Source organism: Exiguobacterium sp. HSB13, assembly GCF_056764755.1.
In genome coordinates this window covers 1594398-1615262 of the sequence record NZ_JBUZOM010000001.1, presented here as the reverse complement: position 1 = coordinate 1615262, position 20865 = coordinate 1594398, and the positions used below count along the sequence as shown (strand labels likewise).

General features: G+C 47.8%; 18 protein-coding genes. 15 read left to right on the top strand and 3 right to left on the bottom strand.

Features of this window, described 5'->3' with window-relative positions; all coding sequences use genetic code 11:
- Positions 1–3 precede the first annotated feature (3 nt).
- The 4 genes from ACZGCQ_RS08630 (at position 4) to pheT (ending at position 5586) form a co-directional block, all read left to right on the top strand.
- Positions 4–1086 carry a M42 family metallopeptidase gene (locus ACZGCQ_RS08630; protein WP_481266030.1) on the top strand — a complete coding sequence of 361 codons (1083 nt, stop codon included), beginning with the start codon at positions 4–6 and terminating at the stop codon, positions 1084–1086.
- Positions 1061–1846, top strand: a complete 786-nt coding sequence (locus ACZGCQ_RS08625; protein ID WP_481266372.1) for a TrmH family RNA methyltransferase — start codon at positions 1061–1063, stop codon at positions 1844–1846. The genes ACZGCQ_RS08630 and ACZGCQ_RS08625 overlap by 26 nt, the downstream gene beginning before the upstream one ends.
- Positions 1847–2154: 308 nt before the next feature.
- Positions 2155–3177: a phenylalanine--tRNA ligase subunit alpha gene (gene pheS, locus ACZGCQ_RS08620; RefSeq protein WP_035396564.1), complete on the top strand. Its 1023-nt coding sequence runs from the start codon at positions 2155–2157 to the stop codon at positions 3175–3177.
- Between the two features lie 12 nt (positions 3178–3189).
- Positions 3190–5586 (top strand): phenylalanine--tRNA ligase subunit beta, encoded by a 2397-nt coding sequence (gene pheT / locus ACZGCQ_RS08615; protein ID WP_481266029.1) that lies wholly within the window; start codon positions 3190–3192, stop codon positions 5584–5586.
- 67 nt (positions 5587–5653) lie between these two features.
- On the opposite strand, the gene ACZGCQ_RS08610 is transcribed toward pheT, so the two are convergent.
- Complete coding sequence (locus ACZGCQ_RS08610) at positions 5654–6841, bottom strand: MFS transporter (protein ID WP_481266028.1); 1188 nt, start codon at positions 6839–6841, stop codon at positions 5654–5656.
- Entirely contained in the window at positions 6838–7266 is a 429-nt protein-coding gene (locus ACZGCQ_RS08605) for a MarR family winged helix-turn-helix transcriptional regulator (protein ID WP_480003229.1), read from the bottom strand. The genes ACZGCQ_RS08610 and ACZGCQ_RS08605 overlap by 4 nt, the downstream gene beginning before the upstream one ends.
- Before the next feature lie 257 nt (positions 7267–7523).
- Here ACZGCQ_RS08605 and ACZGCQ_RS08600 point away from each other — a divergent pair, with 257 nt between their 5' ends.
- Entirely contained in the window at positions 7524–8990 is a 1467-nt protein-coding gene (locus ACZGCQ_RS08600) for a UDP-N-acetylmuramoyl-L-alanyl-D-glutamate--2,6-diaminopimelate ligase (RefSeq protein ID WP_481266027.1), read from the top strand.
- 23 nt (positions 8991–9013) lie between these two features.
- Here the strand turns inward: ACZGCQ_RS08600 and rnhC are convergent, their stop codons facing one another.
- Positions 9014–9934, bottom strand: coding sequence for a ribonuclease HIII (gene rnhC / locus ACZGCQ_RS08595; RefSeq protein ID WP_481266026.1), 921 nt, complete (start codon positions 9932–9934; stop codon positions 9014–9016).
- Positions 9935–10054: 120 nt separating this feature from the next.
- Here rnhC and zapA point away from each other — a divergent pair, with 120 nt between their 5' ends.
- The 10 genes from zapA to ACZGCQ_RS08545 all read left to right on the top strand — a co-directional run bounded on the left by zapA (position 10055) and on the right by ACZGCQ_RS08545 (position 20818).
- The gene (zapA, locus tag ACZGCQ_RS08590; protein ID WP_029342308.1) at positions 10055–10291 is read left to right on the top strand and encodes a cell division protein ZapA; all 237 of its coding nucleotides are present in this window, start codon (positions 10055–10057) and stop codon (positions 10289–10291) included.
- Between the two features lie 3 nt (positions 10292–10294).
- Positions 10295–10843: a CvpA family protein gene (locus ACZGCQ_RS08585; RefSeq protein WP_029342307.1), complete on the top strand. Its 549-nt coding sequence runs from the start codon at positions 10295–10297 to the stop codon at positions 10841–10843.
- 46 nt (positions 10844–10889) lie between these two features.
- Entirely contained in the window at positions 10890–12605 is a 1716-nt protein-coding gene (polX, locus tag ACZGCQ_RS08580; protein ID WP_481266025.1) for a DNA polymerase/3'-5' exonuclease PolX, read from the top strand.
- Entirely contained in the window at positions 12606–14972 is a 2367-nt protein-coding gene (locus ACZGCQ_RS08575; RefSeq protein ID WP_214727506.1) for an endonuclease MutS2, read from the top strand.
- 10 nt (positions 14973–14982) lie between these two features.
- Positions 14983–15390: a DUF350 domain-containing protein gene (locus tag ACZGCQ_RS08570; RefSeq protein ID WP_023469001.1), complete on the top strand. Its 408-nt coding sequence runs from the start codon at positions 14983–14985 to the stop codon at positions 15388–15390.
- 183 nt (positions 15391–15573) lie between these two features.
- A complete protein-coding gene (locus ACZGCQ_RS08565) occupies positions 15574–16470 on the top strand; it encodes a YitT family protein (RefSeq protein ID WP_034786074.1) in 897 nt (298 codons plus the stop codon).
- 197 nt (positions 16471–16667) lie between these two features.
- Entirely contained in the window at positions 16668–18341 is a 1674-nt protein-coding gene (locus tag ACZGCQ_RS08560; protein WP_481266024.1) for an AMP-binding protein, read from the top strand.
- A gap of 71 nt (positions 18342–18412) precedes the next feature.
- Complete coding sequence (locus ACZGCQ_RS08555) at positions 18413–18991, top strand: TetR/AcrR family transcriptional regulator (protein WP_023468997.1); 579 nt, start codon at positions 18413–18415, stop codon at positions 18989–18991.
- 74 nt (positions 18992–19065) lie between these two features.
- Positions 19066–19839 (top strand): electron transfer flavoprotein subunit beta/FixA family protein, encoded by a 774-nt coding sequence (locus tag ACZGCQ_RS08550; RefSeq protein ID WP_029342301.1) that lies wholly within the window; start codon positions 19066–19068, stop codon positions 19837–19839.
- 13 nt (positions 19840–19852) lie between these two features.
- The gene (locus ACZGCQ_RS08545) at positions 19853–20818 is read left to right on the top strand and encodes an electron transfer flavoprotein subunit alpha/FixB family protein (protein WP_047393592.1); all 966 of its coding nucleotides are present in this window, start codon (positions 19853–19855) and stop codon (positions 20816–20818) included.
- Positions 20819–20865 lie beyond the last annotated feature (47 nt).

Sequence of the window (20865 nt, the reverse complement as noted above, 5' to 3'; positions counted from 1 at the left end):
CAGATGAACGAACAATTACATATGCTAAAACGTCTCACGGACGCAACAGGTGTACCGGGAAACGAAAAAGAAGTCCGGAGCCTCATGCGTGAATATTTAGAACCTCATGCAGAAGTATTCCACCAAGATGGTCTCGGTAGTCTGTTTGCTGAACATAAAGGCGCAGGTGAAGATGCACCACGTGTGTTGATTGCTGGTCACATGGATGAAGTCGGATTCATGGTCACGAAGATCGATGAAAAAGGATTCCTTCGTTTCCAACCACTCGGCGGTTGGTGGGGGCAGGTCCTTTTGGCACAGCGTATGAACATTGTGACGTCATCTGGTGAAGTCATTCCAGGTGTAATCGGTGCAAAACCACCTCATGTTTTACCACCGGAAGCGCGCAATAAGCCGGTCGACATTAAGGACATGTTCATCGATATCGGTGCTTCATCAAAAGAAGAAGTCGACGGTTGGGGAATTCGTCCGGGTGATACGGTCGTGCCACATTGCGAATTTACTGTGATGAAAAATGAGAACTTCTTGATGGCAAAAGCGTGGGACAACCGGATTGGTTGTGCCATCGCAATCGAAGCAATCAAACGCTTAAAAGCAGACGGACATCCGAACACGATTTTCGCAGGTGCGACTGTTCAGGAAGAAGTCGGGTTACGTGGGGCTCAAACTGTCGCACACTTGCTCAAACCATCAATCGCCTTTGCTGTCGATACAGGTATCCCGGGTGACACGCCAGGAATGACTGATCGTGAAGCATTGTCGAAATTAGGTGAAGGCGTTCAAGTCATCATGTTTGATGCAACGATGATCGCACATCGCGGATTAATTGATTTCGTGACGAAAGTTGCAACAGAAGAAAATATCAAGTATCAACTGGACTTAACACCAGGTGGCGGAACGGATGCAGCGAAGTTCCACTTATCGAATACAGGTGTTCCATCACTTGCATTGACTGTACCGATCCGTTACCTGCACACAAACGTCTCAATCATGCATAAAGCCGATTTCGAAGCAGCTGTCGATTTAGTCGTTGCTGTGACAAAACGTTTAGATGCGGAGACTGTCCAAGCGATCTACGAGGGGTAATAAAATAATGAAGCACATCGCATCAGCAAAGAACGAAATCGTTAAACAATGGAAAAAACTCTTAACGAAAAAAGGACGTCTGCAGACGAATCGCTTTTTGATTGAGGGAGAACACTTAATCGAAGAGGCTGTTCGCGCTGGAATCGTCAAGGAATTGATCGTGCGTGAATCGTACCAAGTACCCGGTTCTTGGAAACGAAATGCCGATGTCTTTACGATCGATGATGCCGTCATCAAAGTATTGGCTGAGACGGAAACGTCGCAAGGCATTTTCGCTGTCTGTGAGATGAAACAAGCTTCGGCACAATTAGAGCGAGGACGCTATCTGCTCCTCGATCGTCTGCAAGATCCAGGGAACGTCGGAACGATGATTCGGACAGCTGACGCAGCTGGATTCGATGGTGTCGTCGTCGGACCGGGAACAGTTGACGTCTATAACGGAAAAGTCATCCGTGCGACGCAAGGATCGCTATTCCACCTACCTGTTATCTCCATGCCGCTCGAAGAGGCAGTCAATGCCTTGCACGAGCAAGGAATTGCGGTAATCGGAACGGCGTTAGAAGGGGCGACGTCTTATCAAGGGATCGCACCGATGGACGCACTCGGTTTAATCATCGGGAATGAAGCACAAGGCGTTGCGCCAGAGTTGCTCTCGTACTGTGATGAGCGTGCCTACATCCCGATTCGTGGTAAAGCAGAGTCGTTGAATGCGGCAGTAGCGGCTGGTATTTTGCTCTATCATTTTGCAAGCGTGGATTGAAACCGACAGGCGTTCATGCTAAAGTGAACATCAGGAATACATCATGGACGTTGATGGAACAGAGTACGTTAGGGAACGATTCAATCAGGGAGAAGCGGTCGTAGACTGAAAACTGCTTCGTGAATCTGCTAACCGAATTCACTCCGGAGTCGCACGAGAGATCGTGACGGGATGCGCCCGTTATCGCGCGATTGGAGGACTTTTCGATTGAAAAGTCAAACAAGGGTGGTACCACGGTGTTTACATCGTCCCTTCGGCATTTGCCGGAGGGACGTTTTTTTATATCTTCAACTAAAGGAGTGGGAAAGATGCGCGAGCAATTAGAAGCATTACGCGATGAAGCGTTGACATTAGTCGATCAGGCAACAACACAAAAAGATCTCAATGACGTCCGAGTCAAGTATCTCGGGAAAAAGGGACCAATCACAGAAGTATTACGAGGAATGGGAAAGTTATCAGCGGAAGAACGACCAGTCGTCGGTGAGATCGCAAATACGGTCCGTCAAGCGATCCAAGAGCAATTGGAACAACGTCTGACAGCTGTCAAACAACAAGAAATGGATGCGAAACTGGCAGCGGAAGCAATTGACGTCACTTTACCAGGACGACCGAAAAAGGTCGGTCATGCGCACCTCTTGCAACAAGTGACGGATGAGATCGAAGACATCTTCGTCGGACTCGGTTACACGATTGCCGAAGGACCAGAAGTCGAGCAAGATCTCTTCAACTTCGAGATGCTGAATTTACCGAAGGATCACCCAGCACGCGATATGCAAGATTCATTCTACATCACGGAAGAAATTTTGATGCGAACGCATACGTCACCGGTCCAAGCACGGACGATGCTCGCTTCTAAAGGTGAACCGATCCGCATTCTCTGCCCAGGTAAAGTCTATCGTCGAGACGAAGATGATGCGACGCACTCGCACCAATTCATGCAAGTCGAAGGACTCGTCGTCGGAGAATCGATTTCAATGGCAGACTTAAAAGGAACGCTTGAAGCCTTCGCGAAGCAGATGTTCGGTGAAGCACGTGAAGTCCGCTTACGCCCAAGTTTCTTCCCGTTCACAGAGCCGTCCGTCGAAGTCGACGTCTCGTGCTTTAAATGTGGCGGTAAAGGATGCAATATCTGTAAACAGACGGGTTGGATTGAAATTCTGGGTGCGGGAATGGTCCATCCTCACGTTCTTGAAATGGCTGAATATGATAGCACGAAAATGTCAGGATTCGCATTCGGAATGGGTATCGAACGGATCGCCATGTTGAAATACGGTGTCGATGATATTCGCCACTTCTATACGAATGACGTTCGCTTCAGCGAACAGTTTTAAGGGGGAACGCAGATGTTAGTCTCAAAACAATGGTTGAACGAATATGTGGATGTCAGTCACACGTCAGGACAAGATTTGGCTGATTTGATTACAAAGAGCGGGATAGAAGTCGAAGGCGTCGATGTCCGGGATGAAGCGTTGAACAACATCGTCGTCGGACGTGTGTTAACGAAAGAAAAACATCCAGAAGCAGATAAATTGAACGTCACGACGGTCGACATCGGACAAGACGAACCGGTTCAAATCGTGTGTGGTGCACCGAATGTCGAAGCTGGACAAGATGTCATCGTCGCACGTGTCGGAGCTCGCTTACCAGGTATTAAAATTAAACGTGCCAAATTGCGCGGTGTCGTCTCAGAAGGGATGATCTGTTCACTCGAAGAACTCGGATTCGAAAAGAAATATATCCGAGAAGATGAGCAGGACGGGATTCATACGTTCCGTGAACCAGTCACACCAGGACAAGACGTCTTGGAGTTACTCGGTCTACGCGATGAAATCCTCGAACTTGGGTTAACGCCGAACCGTTCGGACTGCCTCAGTATGTATGGTGTCGCACACGAAGTGGCGGCGCTTTATGATACGACACCGACTTTCCCGGTCGTTGAAGTCAAAGAAGCAGAAACTGCGACGGCAGTCGACGTGACGCTTGATTCAGAGGACTGTCCGTTCTACGCGGCACGAGAAATTCAAGGCGTGACGATTCAAGAATCACCGACTTGGTTAAAAAACCGTTTGATCGCGAACGGCATTCGTCCGATCAACAACGTCGTCGACGTTACGAACTTCGTTTTACTCGAGACAGGTCAACCGCTTCATTCATTTGATGCCGAAAAACTCGGAAAACGGATCGTCGTGCGTCAAGCGCGCGCAGGGGAGTCGTTCACGACGCTAGATGAAGTCGAACGGACGCTCGATTCTTCGATGCTCGTTATCACAGACGGTGAACGCCCGGTCGCACTTGCTGGTGTCATGGGTGGAGCGAATACCGAAGTTGACGGAAACACGACATCGATCATTTTAGAATCTGCTTATTTCGCACCGATTTCCGTTCGGAAGACGAGTCGTGTTCTTGGACTCCGTTCAGACTCGAGTGCCCGTTTCGAAAAAGGTGTTGATCCACGCCGTGTATTGTTAGCACTTGATCGGGCTGCAGCTTTAATTGCTGAACTCTCGGGTGGAACGGTTCAAGCAGGTGTTGCTCAAGCCGGAACGCTCGAGCTTGACGATCATTTGATTGAAGCAAGTGTCTCATACATCAATCATCGTCTTGGTATGGAAATCGAAGGAACGGTCATGCAAACATTACTCGAACGTCTTGGTCTCGGTGTTGAATTATCGGGTGATGCCTTGACGGTCAGCGTACCGACTCGCCGCCAAGACTTGAAAATCCCAGCTGATTTAGCGGAAGAAGTCGCACGTCTTTATGGATATGATGCCCTGACTTCAAGCTTACCGTCTGAAGCGAGCCGTGGTTTCTTACCGAAACGGAACATCCACCGTCGTCATTTACGCCGGACATTGCAGGGAGCGGGTCTCTCACAAGCGATCACGTATTCATTGACGAGCGAACAACGTGCGATGCAATTTAATGAACGGGAAGATCTGCATCCGGTCAAACTAGCGATGCCAATCAGTGAAGCCCGTTCGACACTTCGGACGTCACTCATTCCGGGACTTCTTGAAGTCGCACAGCATAACGTCGCACGACAGCATGCCGACGTTGCGTTTTATGAACTAGGCAGTGTTTATCTGCAACGGGATGCGTCACTTGAAACACTCCCGATCGAACAAGAAATGATCGGTGGTGTCGCAGTCGGTGTGTCAGAACAACACCGGGCGCACGGAACACTTGTCAAAACGGATTTCTTCGTCATGAAAGGAATCGTCGAGACACTCGCATCTGCAGCCGGTGTCACGTTGACGTTCGAGGCAGCGAATATTCCATCGATGCACCCAGGACGGACGGCACGCATTCTGCTTGACGGAGAAGCGATCGGATTCGTCGGTCAAGTTCATCCCGGTCTGTCAAAAGAACAGTATGGTCTAAAAGAAGTGTACGTCTTCGAGTTAGAGGCGATGGTACTGCGTTCGAAAGAAGAACAGGTCTATTCGGAAATTTCACGTTTCCCATCGATGACACGAGACTTAGCAATCGTCGTCGAACGTTCAGTGCCAGCACAATCAATCGTTGATGTCATGACGGAAGCAGCTGGTCCACTTCTACAGACGATCGAATTGTTCGATGTCTATACGGGTGAGAACGTCGGAGAGAATGAAAAATCATTCGCGTTCTCCCTCCGTTATCAAAACAAAGAACGGACGTTAGTCGATGAAGAAATCACGACAGCGCAACAGCGAGTCGTTGATGCAGTGAAAGAAACGTTCAATGCGGAACTTCGCGCATAATCAGGATAAACAAACAGCCGCTTTCCTTTCAAAAGGAAAGCGGCTGTTTTCGTTTAATGGGATAGATTTAAGAAGCAAGTTCTTCTGTTTCAGATGACGCAGCTTGTCGTTTCGTAAAGGTGAAATACAGTAGACCACTTACGAGAACGATCAGACTACAGGATAAGAACATATTAGAATAGCCGATGCCGCTTGCGACTGTGGCGAGAATCAAGGCACCGATTCCAAAGCCCGTGTCGTAAGCAAGGAAAAAGGTCGAGATGGCTTTCCCTTTCTGTGCGGGCGGCGCGAAGTTCAAGAGGACAGTTTGAAGTCCCGGGAAGATGGAAGCAGAACCGATACCAATGATGATGGCAGCAGTCAATAAACCAGCAAATGAAGGATACATGCCGAGAATGACAAAGCCAATCATATAAAGGGCATACGACGGCAACAGCACGAATGCAGCACCTCGCTGATCAAACAATTTTCCGGCAATTGGTCGAATCCCGACCATTCCGAGAGCGACTAACGCATAAAAATAAGAAGCATATGCGATATGTCCAATCGAGTCCGTATACAGTGAGATGAAGGCGGATGTACTAGAAATCGCAACGCCTGCCAAAAGAGTCGCTACCAACAAAAGCGGACGTGATAAGAAGAGAGATTGGCTTAGACGAAACGCGGAAGTACTTGGAACATGTTGGCTCGTCAGCGGTAGACACATCATGAACAACAAGGCGATGACTGCTAGGGCAGCAACTGTCACGAAGTACAGAACGAATGCTTTTTCTTGAATAAAGGCAAGACCGATGACAGGACCAAGGACGGATGCCAAGTTCATCGACAGGACGAAATAACCCATCCCTTCACCTTGACGTGTTTTTGGAATCAATGTCGTGACGGCGAGGCTGATCGAAGAAGATAACATCCCGAAACTAAACCCGTGGATGATACGGATGATGATTAGATAGAAAAATGATTCCAAAGGTAGGACAAGCATGTAGCAGATACTCATGACTGTAAAGAGACTTGCAGAGATCATCAAGATGCGCTTTAAGTCGTAACGATCCAACCAGTGACCAATCAATGGACGAGAACAGACGGTTGCTAGAATGAAGCTCGTCACGATCCACCCGAGTGCTGAAGCGGAGACTGGAAACTGTTTAGCAGCGAGTAAAGGAAGTGAGGCATTTAATAAATAAAACGTGATGAAGAGCAATAGATTAATGATCAGCGTCATGACGTAATGACGCGAGAATAACCGAGCAGTCATAAGGATTCCTCCTGTCGATGTAGAGTAAGTAAGTGCGTCATCCACTCACCGAGCTGTTGCTGATCAGTAAGGGAGAAGGAGGCAAGTAATCGTTGGTGTGTTTCTTGAACCGCAGCGTCGATTTGGTCGAACCGTTCGATGGCTAAAGGTGTCAATGAGACAAAGTGTGTTCGTCCTTCTTTTATCCGAGTGATGAAACCAAGCGTCTCAAGACGTGAGACGGTTTTCGTCACAGCTGGTTTTTCAATGATTAAATAATCTGCCAATTGGACTTGTGAAACAGGTTGTAGTAATGCAACTGCTTTTATTAGTGCCCATTGACCCGTGTGTAAAGAGTATGGAAGCAAAGTAGCATCAATCTCTCGTTTGACGAGACGTGAGACTTTTGATAATTGTCCGAGAACATCTTCTTGTGTGTAGAGCATTTTATTTCTCCTTTTAGTTAACTAGTTAACTTTAAGAGTGTATCAAAGCTGATTAAGAGGTGCAAGGGAAGAAACGCTCATTTCATGCATTGAAGTGAATTATTTTCTAGCACGATAAAAGATTAAGCAGGTATTAAAGCGGGTATGTTCCGTAAAAGAGTATTTGATTTACTTGAAACCATGGATACGACTGCTTATGTGATCGGTTGACTAAATCATCTTGACATAGAGAAGAGACAAGAAGGGAAGAGTACATCATGAATCGACTAGCGAAGCTTCTGACTGAACTATTACCAATCACTATAAATGAAGCAATCAATCCACTCATCACGAATATCGCAACAGATTCGCGACAAATCACACCTGGCGGATTATTCATCTGTATCAACGGCTACACTGTTGATGGTCACGATTATATCAATCAGGCAATCAAAAACGGAGCTGCGGCGATTTTAGCTGAACGATCGTTTCCGGATTGCCCGGTTCCCGTCATTACTGTGCCGGATACGAAACGACTTGCAGGTCAAGTCGCGAATCGCTTTTACGATCAACCGAGTCAAAAGATGCGTGTCTACGGTGTAACCGGAACGAATGGAAAAACGACGACGACGAAATTGGCGTATGATCTCTTTCGAGCAACAGGTATAAAAGCCGGCATGATCAGCACGGTCGGTGCACGAATTGATGAGGAACTCATTGAGACGCCGAATACGACGCCTGAAGCCATCATCTTACATCGACTGTTGTATGAAATGGTTGAACAAGGCGTGACGGATTGTATCATTGAAGTGTCTTCTCATGCATTAGCTGAAGGTCGAGTCGAGGGAGTCTCCTTCCACTCGGCAGCATTTACGAACCTGACACATGATCATTTGGATTATCATCATTCAATGGAGGATTACGCCAAGACGAAAGCCTTATTGTTTCAACAAGTCGCTGCTTCAAATGGTCGGGCCATCGTCTTGAATCGAGAAGATGGTTGGAGTCGCGTCATGCGAGAAGCTGCGCCTTTGCAACCCGTCATCTGGTATACGACGCAACCGCACCGAACATCACAAATCGCAGTCGAATGGCTGACGGATACTGTCAATGTGCGCATCGATGAGACGACAACGCGTGTGCCGACAGCTTTACTAGGTGAATTCAATGCAGCGAATTTAGCGGCGGCGATGGGATTATTGCGGGCAGGAGATGCCAATCTCTATACGTTGATTCGTCATATTCCAGAACTGGAATTGCCAAAAGGACGACTTGAGCGACTGGACTGGGCACCCTGTGAGATTTATATCGATTATGCCCATACACCGGATGGTCTAGAAAAATGTTTACAAGCACTCACTTCTTCCGGAGAGTCGCTATCGGTCGTTTTAAGCGCAGCTGGAGAGCGTGATCGAACGAAACGAGCAGAGATGGGGCGAATCGCAAGCAAATATTGTGAACACATCATCGCAACGGTCCATGATGCGAGGACAGAGAATCCGGATCAAATCATCGAAGAGCTAATCGTCGATATTCCACGTGAATATTTAGTAGGGTGCCATACATCCCGTCACGAAGCGCTCGTACAAGCAGCGCATCTGGCGCACGAAGGAAAACGCATCGTCATCGTCGGGAAAGGTCATGATGAGGTAGAACGAATCGGTACAAAAACGATTCCTTTTAATGAAAAACACATACTTCTTGCGGAATTAGAACGACTGTCTGAAGGGGAGTCCGTCGTTTAAAAAAACCGACCATTCCGTTAAGGTCATGGTCGGTTTCGTTTCGCAGCTAGTTGTTGTGCCTTTTTCGTATTCGCAAAATGGGCTTTCGTCCACTCACGAAGTTGATCAGCTCCATAACGCAAGATCAGTGAAGCAGCGACTTGATCCACTTTAGCACCAGCACCTTTGGGAATGACGACACCTGTTGTTTCACTCAATTTGTCCATCTCCTTCAAAAAGATGGCGCGAGCGATGATCGAGGAAGCAGCGACGGCGACATGGAGTTGTTCCGCCTTGGTCGAGAAGTAGACATTTTCTCGAACAGGATTGACGACACCAGACAAATGTTTGTAGTAAACAGTCTTTTCAGCGAACTGATCAATCAATATCGCTTCTGGTTTCGTCTCCAGTTGGTCAAGAAGTCGCTCGAGTACATCATTATGCATCAGGGCAGTCATCTTTCCTTGTGTCATCGTTCGTTGCATCTGATTGTATTCTGGATTGTGTAGGATACGATATGTGTACGGAATGACCGCATGGAGATCGCGAGCAATCCGACGAATCTCGGTATCGTTCAGATGTTTGGAGTCCCGAACACCGAGTTCCTGAAGAAGTGCAATCTGCTTTCGATCAACGAAGGAAGCGACGACGACGAGTGGACCGAAGAAATCGCCTTTTCCGACTTCGTCACTGCCAGCGACGGACCATTCTGCAAAACCAGCTGGTAACGTGGATACAAGTGGTTCCTTCGATTTAGTTGGTGTAGCCGTGCCAAAGCGTGAAGCGATGGTTTCAGCTTCGGTTCCTTGAAACATCACTTTTCCAGAATTGTAAATCGTGATGACACATCCAGGTACTTTAGCGGCGAAGCGGGCATACGGTGGACTCTTCGTCTGTCCTTGTTTAAACTCTTGTATGACGAGGTCTTGCTTTTCTTTAGATAAGCGTAAAACGGTAGTTCCCACGAGATAACCTCCCTTTCCGGGATTAAGCATACCATCCTTAAGACCGATGGGGGACTTCTTTTCCTAAAACGAAAATGATGGTACTATATGAAAGAAGCAAAGTATGAGGAGGACAGAAAAATGGCTGATTCAGAAGGGTTGAACCGGACGACGATTCATATCGCAGGCAATGATTATACGATTGTCGGAACGGAGTCGCCAGAACACGTACGCGAAGTGGGTCTCCTCGTGGATACGAAAATTCGAGAAATCCGAGAACAAGCACCACAACTCGACGTTCGTCAAATCGCCGTCCTAGCGGCGCTTAATATTGGTAGTGATTACGTAAAAATAAAAAAGAATTTGGGTGAACTATAAACTATGATTTCTCTCGTTATCTTATTACTTCTCGCCTTAGGCGTCATGACGGGTGTCCGACGGGGAGTCGTATTGCAGGCCGGGCATTTGCTCAGCCTGATCATTTCCTTCATCGTCGCCTTGTCGTTCTATGAGGAACTGGCGACGAAATTCCGTTTGTGGGTTCCATATCCGTCTACACTGGATGATGCGGGAATCGACTTGACGATGTTCGCAATTCCAAGTTCGGCACGACTTGATGAGGTATTCTACAAAGCCTTTTGGTTCGTCGTCCTGTTCTTCGGTACAAAGATCATCTTAGCAATTTTGTTGTCGATGTTTGATTCGTTGACGAACATTCCGATTTTAAAACAAGTCAAAGGATTATTAGGTGGTGTCTTCGGCTTCATCGAGATGTACATCTTCATTTTCTTACTCTTGTTCCTCGCAGCATTCGTTCCGATCCAGTCGATACAGGATGCGATCGCAGATTCGAGTTTGGCAAGTTTCATCATCCAACATACACCGCTCCTTGCGAATTGGCTGATGGATCAAGTTGGATTGATAAAATAAACATGCTCCCGTTAAATGGGAGCTTTTTTTGAGGGGAGAATTGCACATGCGTACGATTCAAGATGCAATGCGTCACTTGGAACGAATCTCAGTTTACCTAGAGGTTAAAGGGGAAAATCCGTTTAAGATCAATGCTTTTCGAAAAGCAGCAAGTATCCTCGAGGCATCGGATGCTGACTTCATGGCAATCGACGATTTTATGGCGATGAAGGGGATTGGTAAAGGAACGGCTGCTGTTCTTGAGGAGTACCGGGAAACGGGAACGAGTACGGCACTGACGGAACTCGAACAAGAAGTACCGGAAGGACTGATTGCTTTACTAAAGATTCCAGGTCTTGGTGGGAAGAAACTTGCTAAATTACATGAAGTCGGCGTTATTGATGCGGATTCCTTTGCAGAGAAATTAGCGGATGGTACAGTCGAAGCGATGCCTGGATTCGGTAAGAAGACGGTCGAGAAGTACGTCAAAGCGCTCGAAACGTTTGAAACACGACCTGAACGATTACCGTATGGTGTCATGCGAAAGGTCGTTGCGGAATTAAATCAGACCCTTGCGTCGTTCGATGAAATCATTCGCTTCGAAGTTGGTGGAAGCTTCCGCCGAGCAGAAGAGACGTGCAAGGACCTTGATTTCATCCTCTCGACGAACGAACCGGAACGGATCAAGGAGCAACTCTTGGAACTGTCGCTGATCGATGAAGTCATCGCTGCCGGCAGCACGAAAGTATCACTCGTCTTAAAACGAGACGTTCATTATATCGCGGTTGATTTCCGAATCGTCGATGACGCGGCGTACGCATCCACATTACATCACTTCACGGGTTCGAAGGATCACAATGTTCGGATGCGTCAACTCGCGAAAGAACGAGGAGAGAGCATTTCTGAATATGGCGTTGAGACTGAGCAAGGATTAGTCCAACCGAAGACGGAAGAAGAATTGTTTGCGCGGTACGACTTACCGTTCATCGCACCGGAATTACGAGCAGGGCGGCACGAGTTTGAACAGGATTTGTCACGCCTTTTGACGGAACAGGACATCCAAGCGGATGTACACATGCATACGACATGGTCAGATGGAACATTATCCGTTGAAGAACTAGTCGATGCGTGTGCTGCACGAGGGTATACATGGATGGCGATCACCGACCATAGTAAGTATATGAAGTTCGTCAATGGATTGACGGAAGAACGTCTACGTGCGCAACGTGTCGAAATCGAAGCAGCACGTAAGAAACATCCCGAGATGACGATTTTATGTGGCGTCGAGATGGATATCTTGCCTGATGGATCGCTCGATTATGAAGATGATTTCTTAAAAGAGATGGATTACGTCATTGCCTCGATTCACTCGAAATTCGATCAGACGGAAGAAGAGATCATGCAACGGCTTGAGAATGCGTGTCGTAATCCTTACGTTTCTCTAATTGCCCATCCGACAGGACGGATCATCGGTAGACGAGAGGGGTATGCCGTCAACGTCGATCGCTTGATCGAACTAGCAGCCGAGACAGGAACAGCGCTTGAGATGAATGCAAACCCGGCCAGATTCGATTTGACGGCGAGTTCCCTAGCAAAAGCGAAGGCTGCTGGTGTGAAAATTTTGATCAATACGGATACACACCGACCAGAAATGTTAGAAGATATGAAACTTGGAGTCCTCCATGCACGTAAAGCCTATTTGGAGGCGTCTGATGTCATCAATACGTGGGGTGCCGAAGAGGCACTTGCCTTCTTCGGTCGAAAACGTTTAGGAGTGGATTAAATGAATGCCAACGCATTACGCGTCTTAGAATATGAGAAGTTAAAAGAAAACATGTTATCGTTCACGGCAAGCTCACTGGGTGCACAGTTCGTTCGAGCGATGCGTCCAGCGGAAGAGTTTGAGCAGGTCAAGGAATTATTGGCTGTCACGACGGAAGCAACGACGGTTTACCGGTTGCGTGACCGTTATCCGTTCGGTGGATTGACAGATGTCCGCAGTGAAGTCAAACGAGCAGAGATTGGTTCGGTCCTCTCGACGAGTGAACTCTTATCCGTCGCAGACGTCGTTTATTCAGGACGTCAAGTGAAGGCGTTCCAGGAACGATTGCATGAGGATCATGCGGATCTACGATTACCACGACTCGACAGTCGAATCGAACAGATCACGAAGCTTGTTGAGATCGAACAAGGGATCCGTCATGCCATCGACGATCAGGGAACTGTCCAAGATTCGGCAAGTGATAAACTACGAGCGTTACGTAGTCAGTTACGCTCGCTCGAAGGACAAGTTCGTTCAAAAATCGATAGTGTCTTACGCAGTAAAGCGAAGATGCTGTCTGACGCCATCGTGACGATGCGAAACGATCGGTACTGTGTACCGGTCAAACAAGAATACCGTCAAGCGTTCGGCGGGATCGTCCACGATCAGTCGGCATCTGGTGCAACGTTGTTCATCGAACCACAAGCTGTCGTCTCTGCAAACAACGAGATCCAAGAAGCGCGTTTGAAAGAACGAGCTGAAATCGAACGAATCCTTGCCCAACTGTCGGCACTTGTCGGGAGTGTCGGTGATTCGCTGCGCATCAATCTCGATGTACTAGCAGAACTCGATTTCATCATGGCGAAAGCGTTGTACGGTCATCATATCGGAGCAGTCGAACCACGATTAAATGAAAACCGCCATATCATTCTGAAGGAAGCACGACATCCCTTCATTCCGAAAGATGAGGTCGTACCGATCACTGTCTCGCTGGGTGGCGATTTTACATCACTCGTCATCACTGGTCCGAACACCGGTGGTAAGACGGTTACCTTAAAGACGATCGGTCTTCTGCAATTGATGGTGCAATCAGGTCTATACGTACCGGCCGCAGATGAGACGGAGCTCAGTGTCTTCGATGCGATTTATGCTGATATCGGGGATGAACAGTCGATTGAACAAAACTTATCGACGTTTAGTTCGCACATGACGAACATCGTCTCGATGATGGAAAAAATCGATTTTATGAGTTTAGTGCTGTTTGATGAATTAGGGGCAGGAACGGATCCGACAGAAGGAGCTGCCTTGGCGATCGCGATTCTTGATGAAGTAAAACGCCGCGGAGCGCGCGTTGCAGCGACGACACACTATTCGGAATTAAAAGCATATGGCTATAACCGAGAAGGCGTCGTCAACGCGTCAATGGAATTCGATGTCGAATCACTCAGTCCGACGTATCGCTTACTCATCGGTGTACCCGGACGCTCGAACGCATTCGAGATTTCAAAACGTCTTGGACTCGAAGACCGGATCATCGATGCGGCACGAGGTCAGATCGGTAGCGACGCACAGTCCGTCGAGACGATGATTGAACGACTGGAAGAAGCAAAACAACGTGCTGAAACGTTAGAAGCGCAGTTGCTTGAAGAGAAGAAGCGACTTGTTGCAGAGCGTGAGCAATTCGAGCAAGAACAAGCCGAGATTCAAGAAGAGAAGAACGAGATTTTGGCAAAAGCGGAAGAAAAAGCTGCACGTGCAGTCGAACGTGCTCAAAAAGAAGCAGAAGGCGTCATTAAACGTTTGAAGGAATTACGTGATGCTGGTGCCGTCAAAGAGCACGAACTGATCGAAGCACGTAAAAAACTTGAAGATGCGAAGCCAAGTCTGCAAGAAAAGCGGATCGCTAAAGTGAAAGCAAAATACGATCAAACGCCACGTTTTGATAAAGGCGAAGAAGTCAAAGTCACAACCTTCAATCAAAAAGGCTATATCATCAACCAACAGGCGAACGGCGAGTACACCGTTCAAGTCGGCATCATGAAGGTGAACGTCAAACCGGAAGATCTTGCGAAGATCGGCAGTACTCCAAAACGTCCGCAAACAAAAGGGCGTTCTGGTGGCACGAGTGTGACGAAACAATCGGCGCCTTCAGCTGAACTGGATTTACGTGGCGTCCGTGTTGAAGAAGGATTATCGAAGCTCGAACGCTTCATGGACCAAGCTTTGTTATCGAACTACGACCATATTCGCGTCATTCATGGTCTGGGCACGGGAGCGATGCGTCAAGGTGTCCAAGAATTCTTAAAAGGTCATCGTCACGTCAAAGGTCACCGCTTAGGTGGCCAAGGTGAAGGCGGACACGGTGTGACGATCATCGAACTGAAATGAGGAAAGTAAGATGAACATTTTTGAGAACGTCTATGTCTATACGACAGCGCTCTATTCGGTCGCGGGATTACTGATCATTTTAGGACTTGCACTTTTTGAGTTGACAACCCGGTATAAAAACTGGGAACATATCAAGAGTGGCAACATCGCCGTTGCGTTAGCAACAGGTGGAAAAATCATCGGACTCGCCAATATCGTTCATTTCGCTGTTCAAGGGGAAGAACGGGTCGGGTCGATATTTCTTGAAAGTGCTTTTGGCTTCTTACTGTTGATATCGACATACTGGATCTTTGAATTCCTGACACCGAATTTGCCGGTAGACCGTGAAATCGAGAATGGCAACATTGCTGTCGGTATCATTTCATGTGCCTTATCGATCGGCATGTCCTACGTCATCGGATCAGCGTTAGTGGGGTGAATTCGTGTTAGAACGTTTAGCGAAAATCATGTTCGGGGTTTCGATCGCCTTTTTGGTCGTCGGTATCCTTTGGATTGTATTTAATTAAAAGAACCGGTCTTACCGTGTGATCATTCCGTACTGACATCGTTTCAGTACGGAATTTTTATTGAGCCACGCCTAATCAAAAAAGGAGGAACGCATATGAACGTACGAAAAACATCAACAACGACAGAAACGAGACGCCGTGCTTTTGAGGCGATGCAATTGATTTCTTGGAAGGACATCTTCTGGGTCATCATCGGGTCGGCGATTCTCGCCTTTGGAATCAACTACTTTACGATTCCGAACGATCTTTCAGAAGGCGGATTAATCGGGATCACGGTCATCTTCTACTATCTCTATGGCTGGGATACGGGACTTGTTTCCCTGATTGCGAACGCCTTGCTGTTCATCGTCGGTTATCGATTCCTCAGTCGGAAGACGATGCTTTACTCCGTCATCTCGGTCGCCGTCACATCATTTGTCCTCTCCTCGACTGCTAGTCTTGCGACATCATCTGACAGCCGTTTAATCGGTACGGTCTATGCGGGAATTCTGATTGGCGTCGGAATCGGACTTGTCATTCGTGCTGGAGGAACGACGGGCGGCGGAGTGATCATCGCTCGACTGATGAATAAGTACTTGAATCTCAGTATCGCGGTCTCGATGTTCATCATCGATGTCGCGGTCGTCGGTGCATCAGGATTTCTGTTCGGAGAAGAAACGATGCTGTACACGTTGATTGCGATCATCATCGGCTCGTATTTGATTGATCTCGTCAGCGAAGGATTGAATGTCCGCGAAGCGGTCACGATCATCAGTCATCGCCAAGAGGAAATCGCGACGATCCTGACAGAGACGCTCGGTCGTAGCGCGACGGTCATCCACAGTCACGGTCATTTCACGAAACAAAAAAATGATATGTTGTATATGATCGTCGATAAACGACAACTGGCACCGTTGAAACAGATCGTCGAAGCAGCGGATCCCCGCGCCTTCGTCGTCATTCATAAAGTGCGCGAAGTCATTGGTGAAGGATTCACGTATCCATCTCGGTAATGCCTATTAAAAAGCAGTACTTCTTCTTTTTCGGAAACGAGAAAGGGAGGTGCTGCTTTTTTGTATGATGATTCCGATTGAAAGAATCGAAAAAAACAAGCAGATTCGATTTCTTTTTTTGGATTTTACTGGCATGTCGAATTCGATTCAACGTATAATAAAAATGAATAGCAATTCATTATCAGGGAGGGAAATGTATGGAATCCGTTTGGTTATCTGATTATCCCGAGCAAGTACCCGCATCGATTGATTATCGAGAATTACCTCTTTATCAGGCACTCGATGAGGCAGCGACCGATTTTCCAGAACAACGTGCCTTGAGTTTCTTAGGAAAGCGTATGACGTTTCGTGAAGTACGTGACGAAGCTCGCGCACTTGGGAGCCTATTACAAGAGCACGGACTAAAAAAAGGGGATCGCGTCGGACTGATGTTACCGAACTGTCCCCAGTATATGATCAGTTATTATGCTGTCCTCTATGCAGGTGGTATCGTCGTCCAAGTGAACCCACTCTATACAGACCGTGAACTTGAACAGATTCTCGTCGATTCAGGAGCACACATGCTCGTGACGCTCGATCTACTTTATCCAAAAGCGTCTCGTGTCAAGGCGGCGACGACACTCAAGACGGTTGTGACGACAAGTATCGCGGATTACCTTCCCTTCCCTAAAAATAAACTGTACCCGATTAAAGCACGGAAAGATAACAACATCATCATTGATACGACGGGTTCGATTCCGTTTTTATCTTTGCGAGGTTATGAGTCGATTACACCAGTCGCGATTCAACCGAAGGAGGACGTCGCGGTTCTCCAATATACGGGTGGAACGACAGGCGCTCCAAAAGGTGTCATGTTGACACACTTCAACTTGAGTGCAAACGTCGAACAGATCGACAACTGGTTCTATAAATACAATCGAGGAGATGGACGGAAGCTGTTAGCGGTCGTTCCTTATTTCCATGTCTATGGCATGACATGTAACCTCAATTTCGGCATATTTAATGCCTATGAACAAATCATCGTTCCGAAATTCGATATCGAACAGGTTCTCAAGACGATTCATAAGGAAAAACCGAATCTGTTCCCAGGTGCTCCGACGATGTATGTCGGTCTATTGAATCATCCGAAACTGAAGAAGTATGATCTCTCTTCGATTGAAGCCTGTATTTCTGGTTCTGCTCCACTACCAGTCGAAGTGCAGGAAAAATTCGAAGCGCTGACGGGTGGGCGGATTGTTGAAGGATACGGTCTGTCTGAAACGAGCCCGGTGACGCATACGAACTGTATCTGGGATCGTCGCATTCCTGGAACGGTCGGTATTCCGGTACCCGATACGCAAGCGAAAATCGTCCAAGCGGACGGAGAGACACCAGCTGCTCCGGGTGAGATTGGCGAGATTATCGTCACAGGTCCGCAAGTCATGAAAGGATACTGGAAACGACCAGAAGATACGCAAGCGGTACTTCGAAACGGTTGGTTGCATACAGGAGACCTTGGATATATCGGTGAGGATCATTACTTCCGAATCGTCGATCGGAAAAAAGATTTAATCATTGCTTCCGGATTCAACATTTATCCACGTGAAGTCGAAGAAATCCTATATGAACATCCAGCTGTCAAAGAAGCGGTCGTCATCGGTGTTCCAGATGTCTACCGAGGCGAGACCGTCAAGGCGTTCATCGTCGTCAAGGATGAGATGACGGTCACGGAAGAAGAGCTCGATCAATTCTGTCGTAAACAGTTAGCATCGTTCAAAGTGCCAAAGCAGTATGAATTCCGGCAAGAGTTACCGAAGACGTTCGTTGGTAAGATCCTCCGCCGTGTTCTCGTTGAAGAAGAACGTGCTAAACAACTCGAAGAAAGCAGTTGACAGGATAAAATGACATGATAGAATAAATATGAATGAACCATCATTCATTTTATGCGTTAGGAGATAGTGGAATGAAACGAACAATGTCAAAGAGTGACCGCATCATTGATGCCGCCGTAAAAGTCATCGCCAAGAACGGCTACCATGGAGCGAAAGTGACTGCCATCGCAAAGGAAGCCGGGGTTGCGGATGGAACAATCTATCTGTACTTCAAGAATAAAGAACATCTCTTGATTTCGCTATTCCAAGCGAAAATGGGAAGCTTCATCGAATATTCCGAAGGACAAATCGCGAGCCATACATCAGCGACGGAACAATTGGCAGCATTGATTGAGGCACACCTCGAGCAATTATCCGTCGACTATGATTTAGCGGTCGTCACGCAGATCGAGTTGCGTCAATCGAACCAAGACATGCGTCAAAACATCGCTGCTGTCTTGAAACCGTACTTGCATCTGATTGACCGGGTCGTCAAGCACGGGATGACGACAGGTGAGTTTTCAAACGAACTCGATTATCGATTGGCACGTCAGATGATTTTCGGAACGATCGATGAGGTCGTGACGAGCTGGATGGCAAGTGGATTCAAATATGAGTTGCTTGAGACACGCGACGGGATTCATCGGATGTTGATCAAAGGGCTGAGTTAAGCCCTTTTCATGACAACAATCATGTAAGCGGATACAAAGAATGATGGTGAATAGACGACAAGGGGGAGCATGAGATGGAAATCTATGTACTGTTGAAACGCACATTCGATACGGAAGAAGCAATCCAACTCGAGAATGGTCAAATCGATGAGGATGGCGCTGAGTTCATCATTAACCCATACGATGAGTATGCGGTAGAAGAAGCGATTCGTGTCCGTGATGCACAAGGGGGAACGGTGACGGTCGTGACGGTCGGACCGGAAGATGCGGATAAGGAATTACGAACAGCACTCGCAATGGGAGCGGATCAAGCCGTTCGTATCTCGATTGAAGATGACATCGAAGAGGCAGATCATTTCACGATTTCTGAAGTGCTCGCTGGTTATTTGAAGGAACAGACAGTCGATCTCGTCATCGCTGGGAACGTCGCAGTCGATGGCGGAAGTGGTCAAGTGGCACCGCGCGTCGCAGAATTACTCGATATTCCTTACGTGACGACGATCACGAAACTAGAGCTCGACGGTACGAAAGCTATCGTGACACGCGACGCTGAAGGGGATACGGAGACGATTGAAACGACGCTTCCGTTACTCGTGACTGCGCAACAAGGGTTGAACGAGCCACGTTATCCAAGTCTTCCGGGGATCATGAAAGCGAAGAAGAAGCCGCTAGAAGAACTCGAACTTGATGATCTCGAACTTGATGAAGACGAACTCGCACCACGTCTAGAAACGATTGAGCGTTTCTTACCACCGAACAAAGCAGCCGGTAAGATCCTTGAAGGTGAACTAAACGAGCAAGTCGCGCAACTCGCATCATTATTACGCAACGAAGCAAAAGTGGTCTAAGGGGGAGAAACGAATGACAAAAGCATTAGTACTCGCAGAATCACGAGATGGCAGTTTACGGAATGTGTCGTTTGAGGCAATCGCAGCAGCACGACGTGTCGCTGACGAAGTTATCGCAGTCCTGATTGGGCACGATGTCGCAAAGGATGCTGATGCTTTAGCATCGCGCGGAGCGGACCAGGTGCTCGTCGTCGAGGATGAGCGTCTTCTACACTACACGCCAGATGGTTACGGACAAGTCTTCCTCGAGTTGATGAACCGGACGTCACCCGACGTGCTCGTCTTCGGACATACGTCGCTCGGTAAAGATTTATCACCGAAGATCGCGGCAAAACTACAAGCTGGTTTGATCAGTGATGTGACGGCGATTGAAGGGGAAGGCGCGGATGCGTCATTCATTCGCCCGATCTACTCGGGGAAAGCATTTGAAAAAGTCAAAGTCTCAGAGGGCAAGACGCTCTTTACGGTCCGTCCGAACAACATCGATCCGCTTGAAGCAGGTAGTTCACAAGGAACTGTCGAGTCGGTCACGGTCGAACTGAAGGATTTACGAACGATCGTCGCAGACATCGTACGCAAAGCAACTGGCGGTGTTGATTTATCAGAGGCAAAAGTCATCGTCGCAGGTGGACGCGGTGTCAAGAGCTCGGACGGCTTCGCACCGTTACAAGAACTAGCAGATGTCCTCGGAGGAGCAGTGGGTGCTTCGCGTGGTGCTTGTGATGCGGACTACTGCGACTATGCACTTCAAATCGGTCAGACGGGGAAAGTCGTTACACCGGACCTTTATATTGCATGCGGGATCTCAGGTGCGATCCAACACTTAGCAGGGATGTCGAATGCCAAAGTGATCGTTGCAATCAACAAGGACCCGGAAGCGAACATCTTCTCTGTTGCGGACTACGGGATTGTCGGTGATTTGTTTGACGTCGTGCCACTATTGACAGCTGAATTCAAAAAAATGCTCGTTCACGGATAAGTTTGAAGACCGGTGCCATTATCATGGTGCCGGTTATTTTTGCGGAT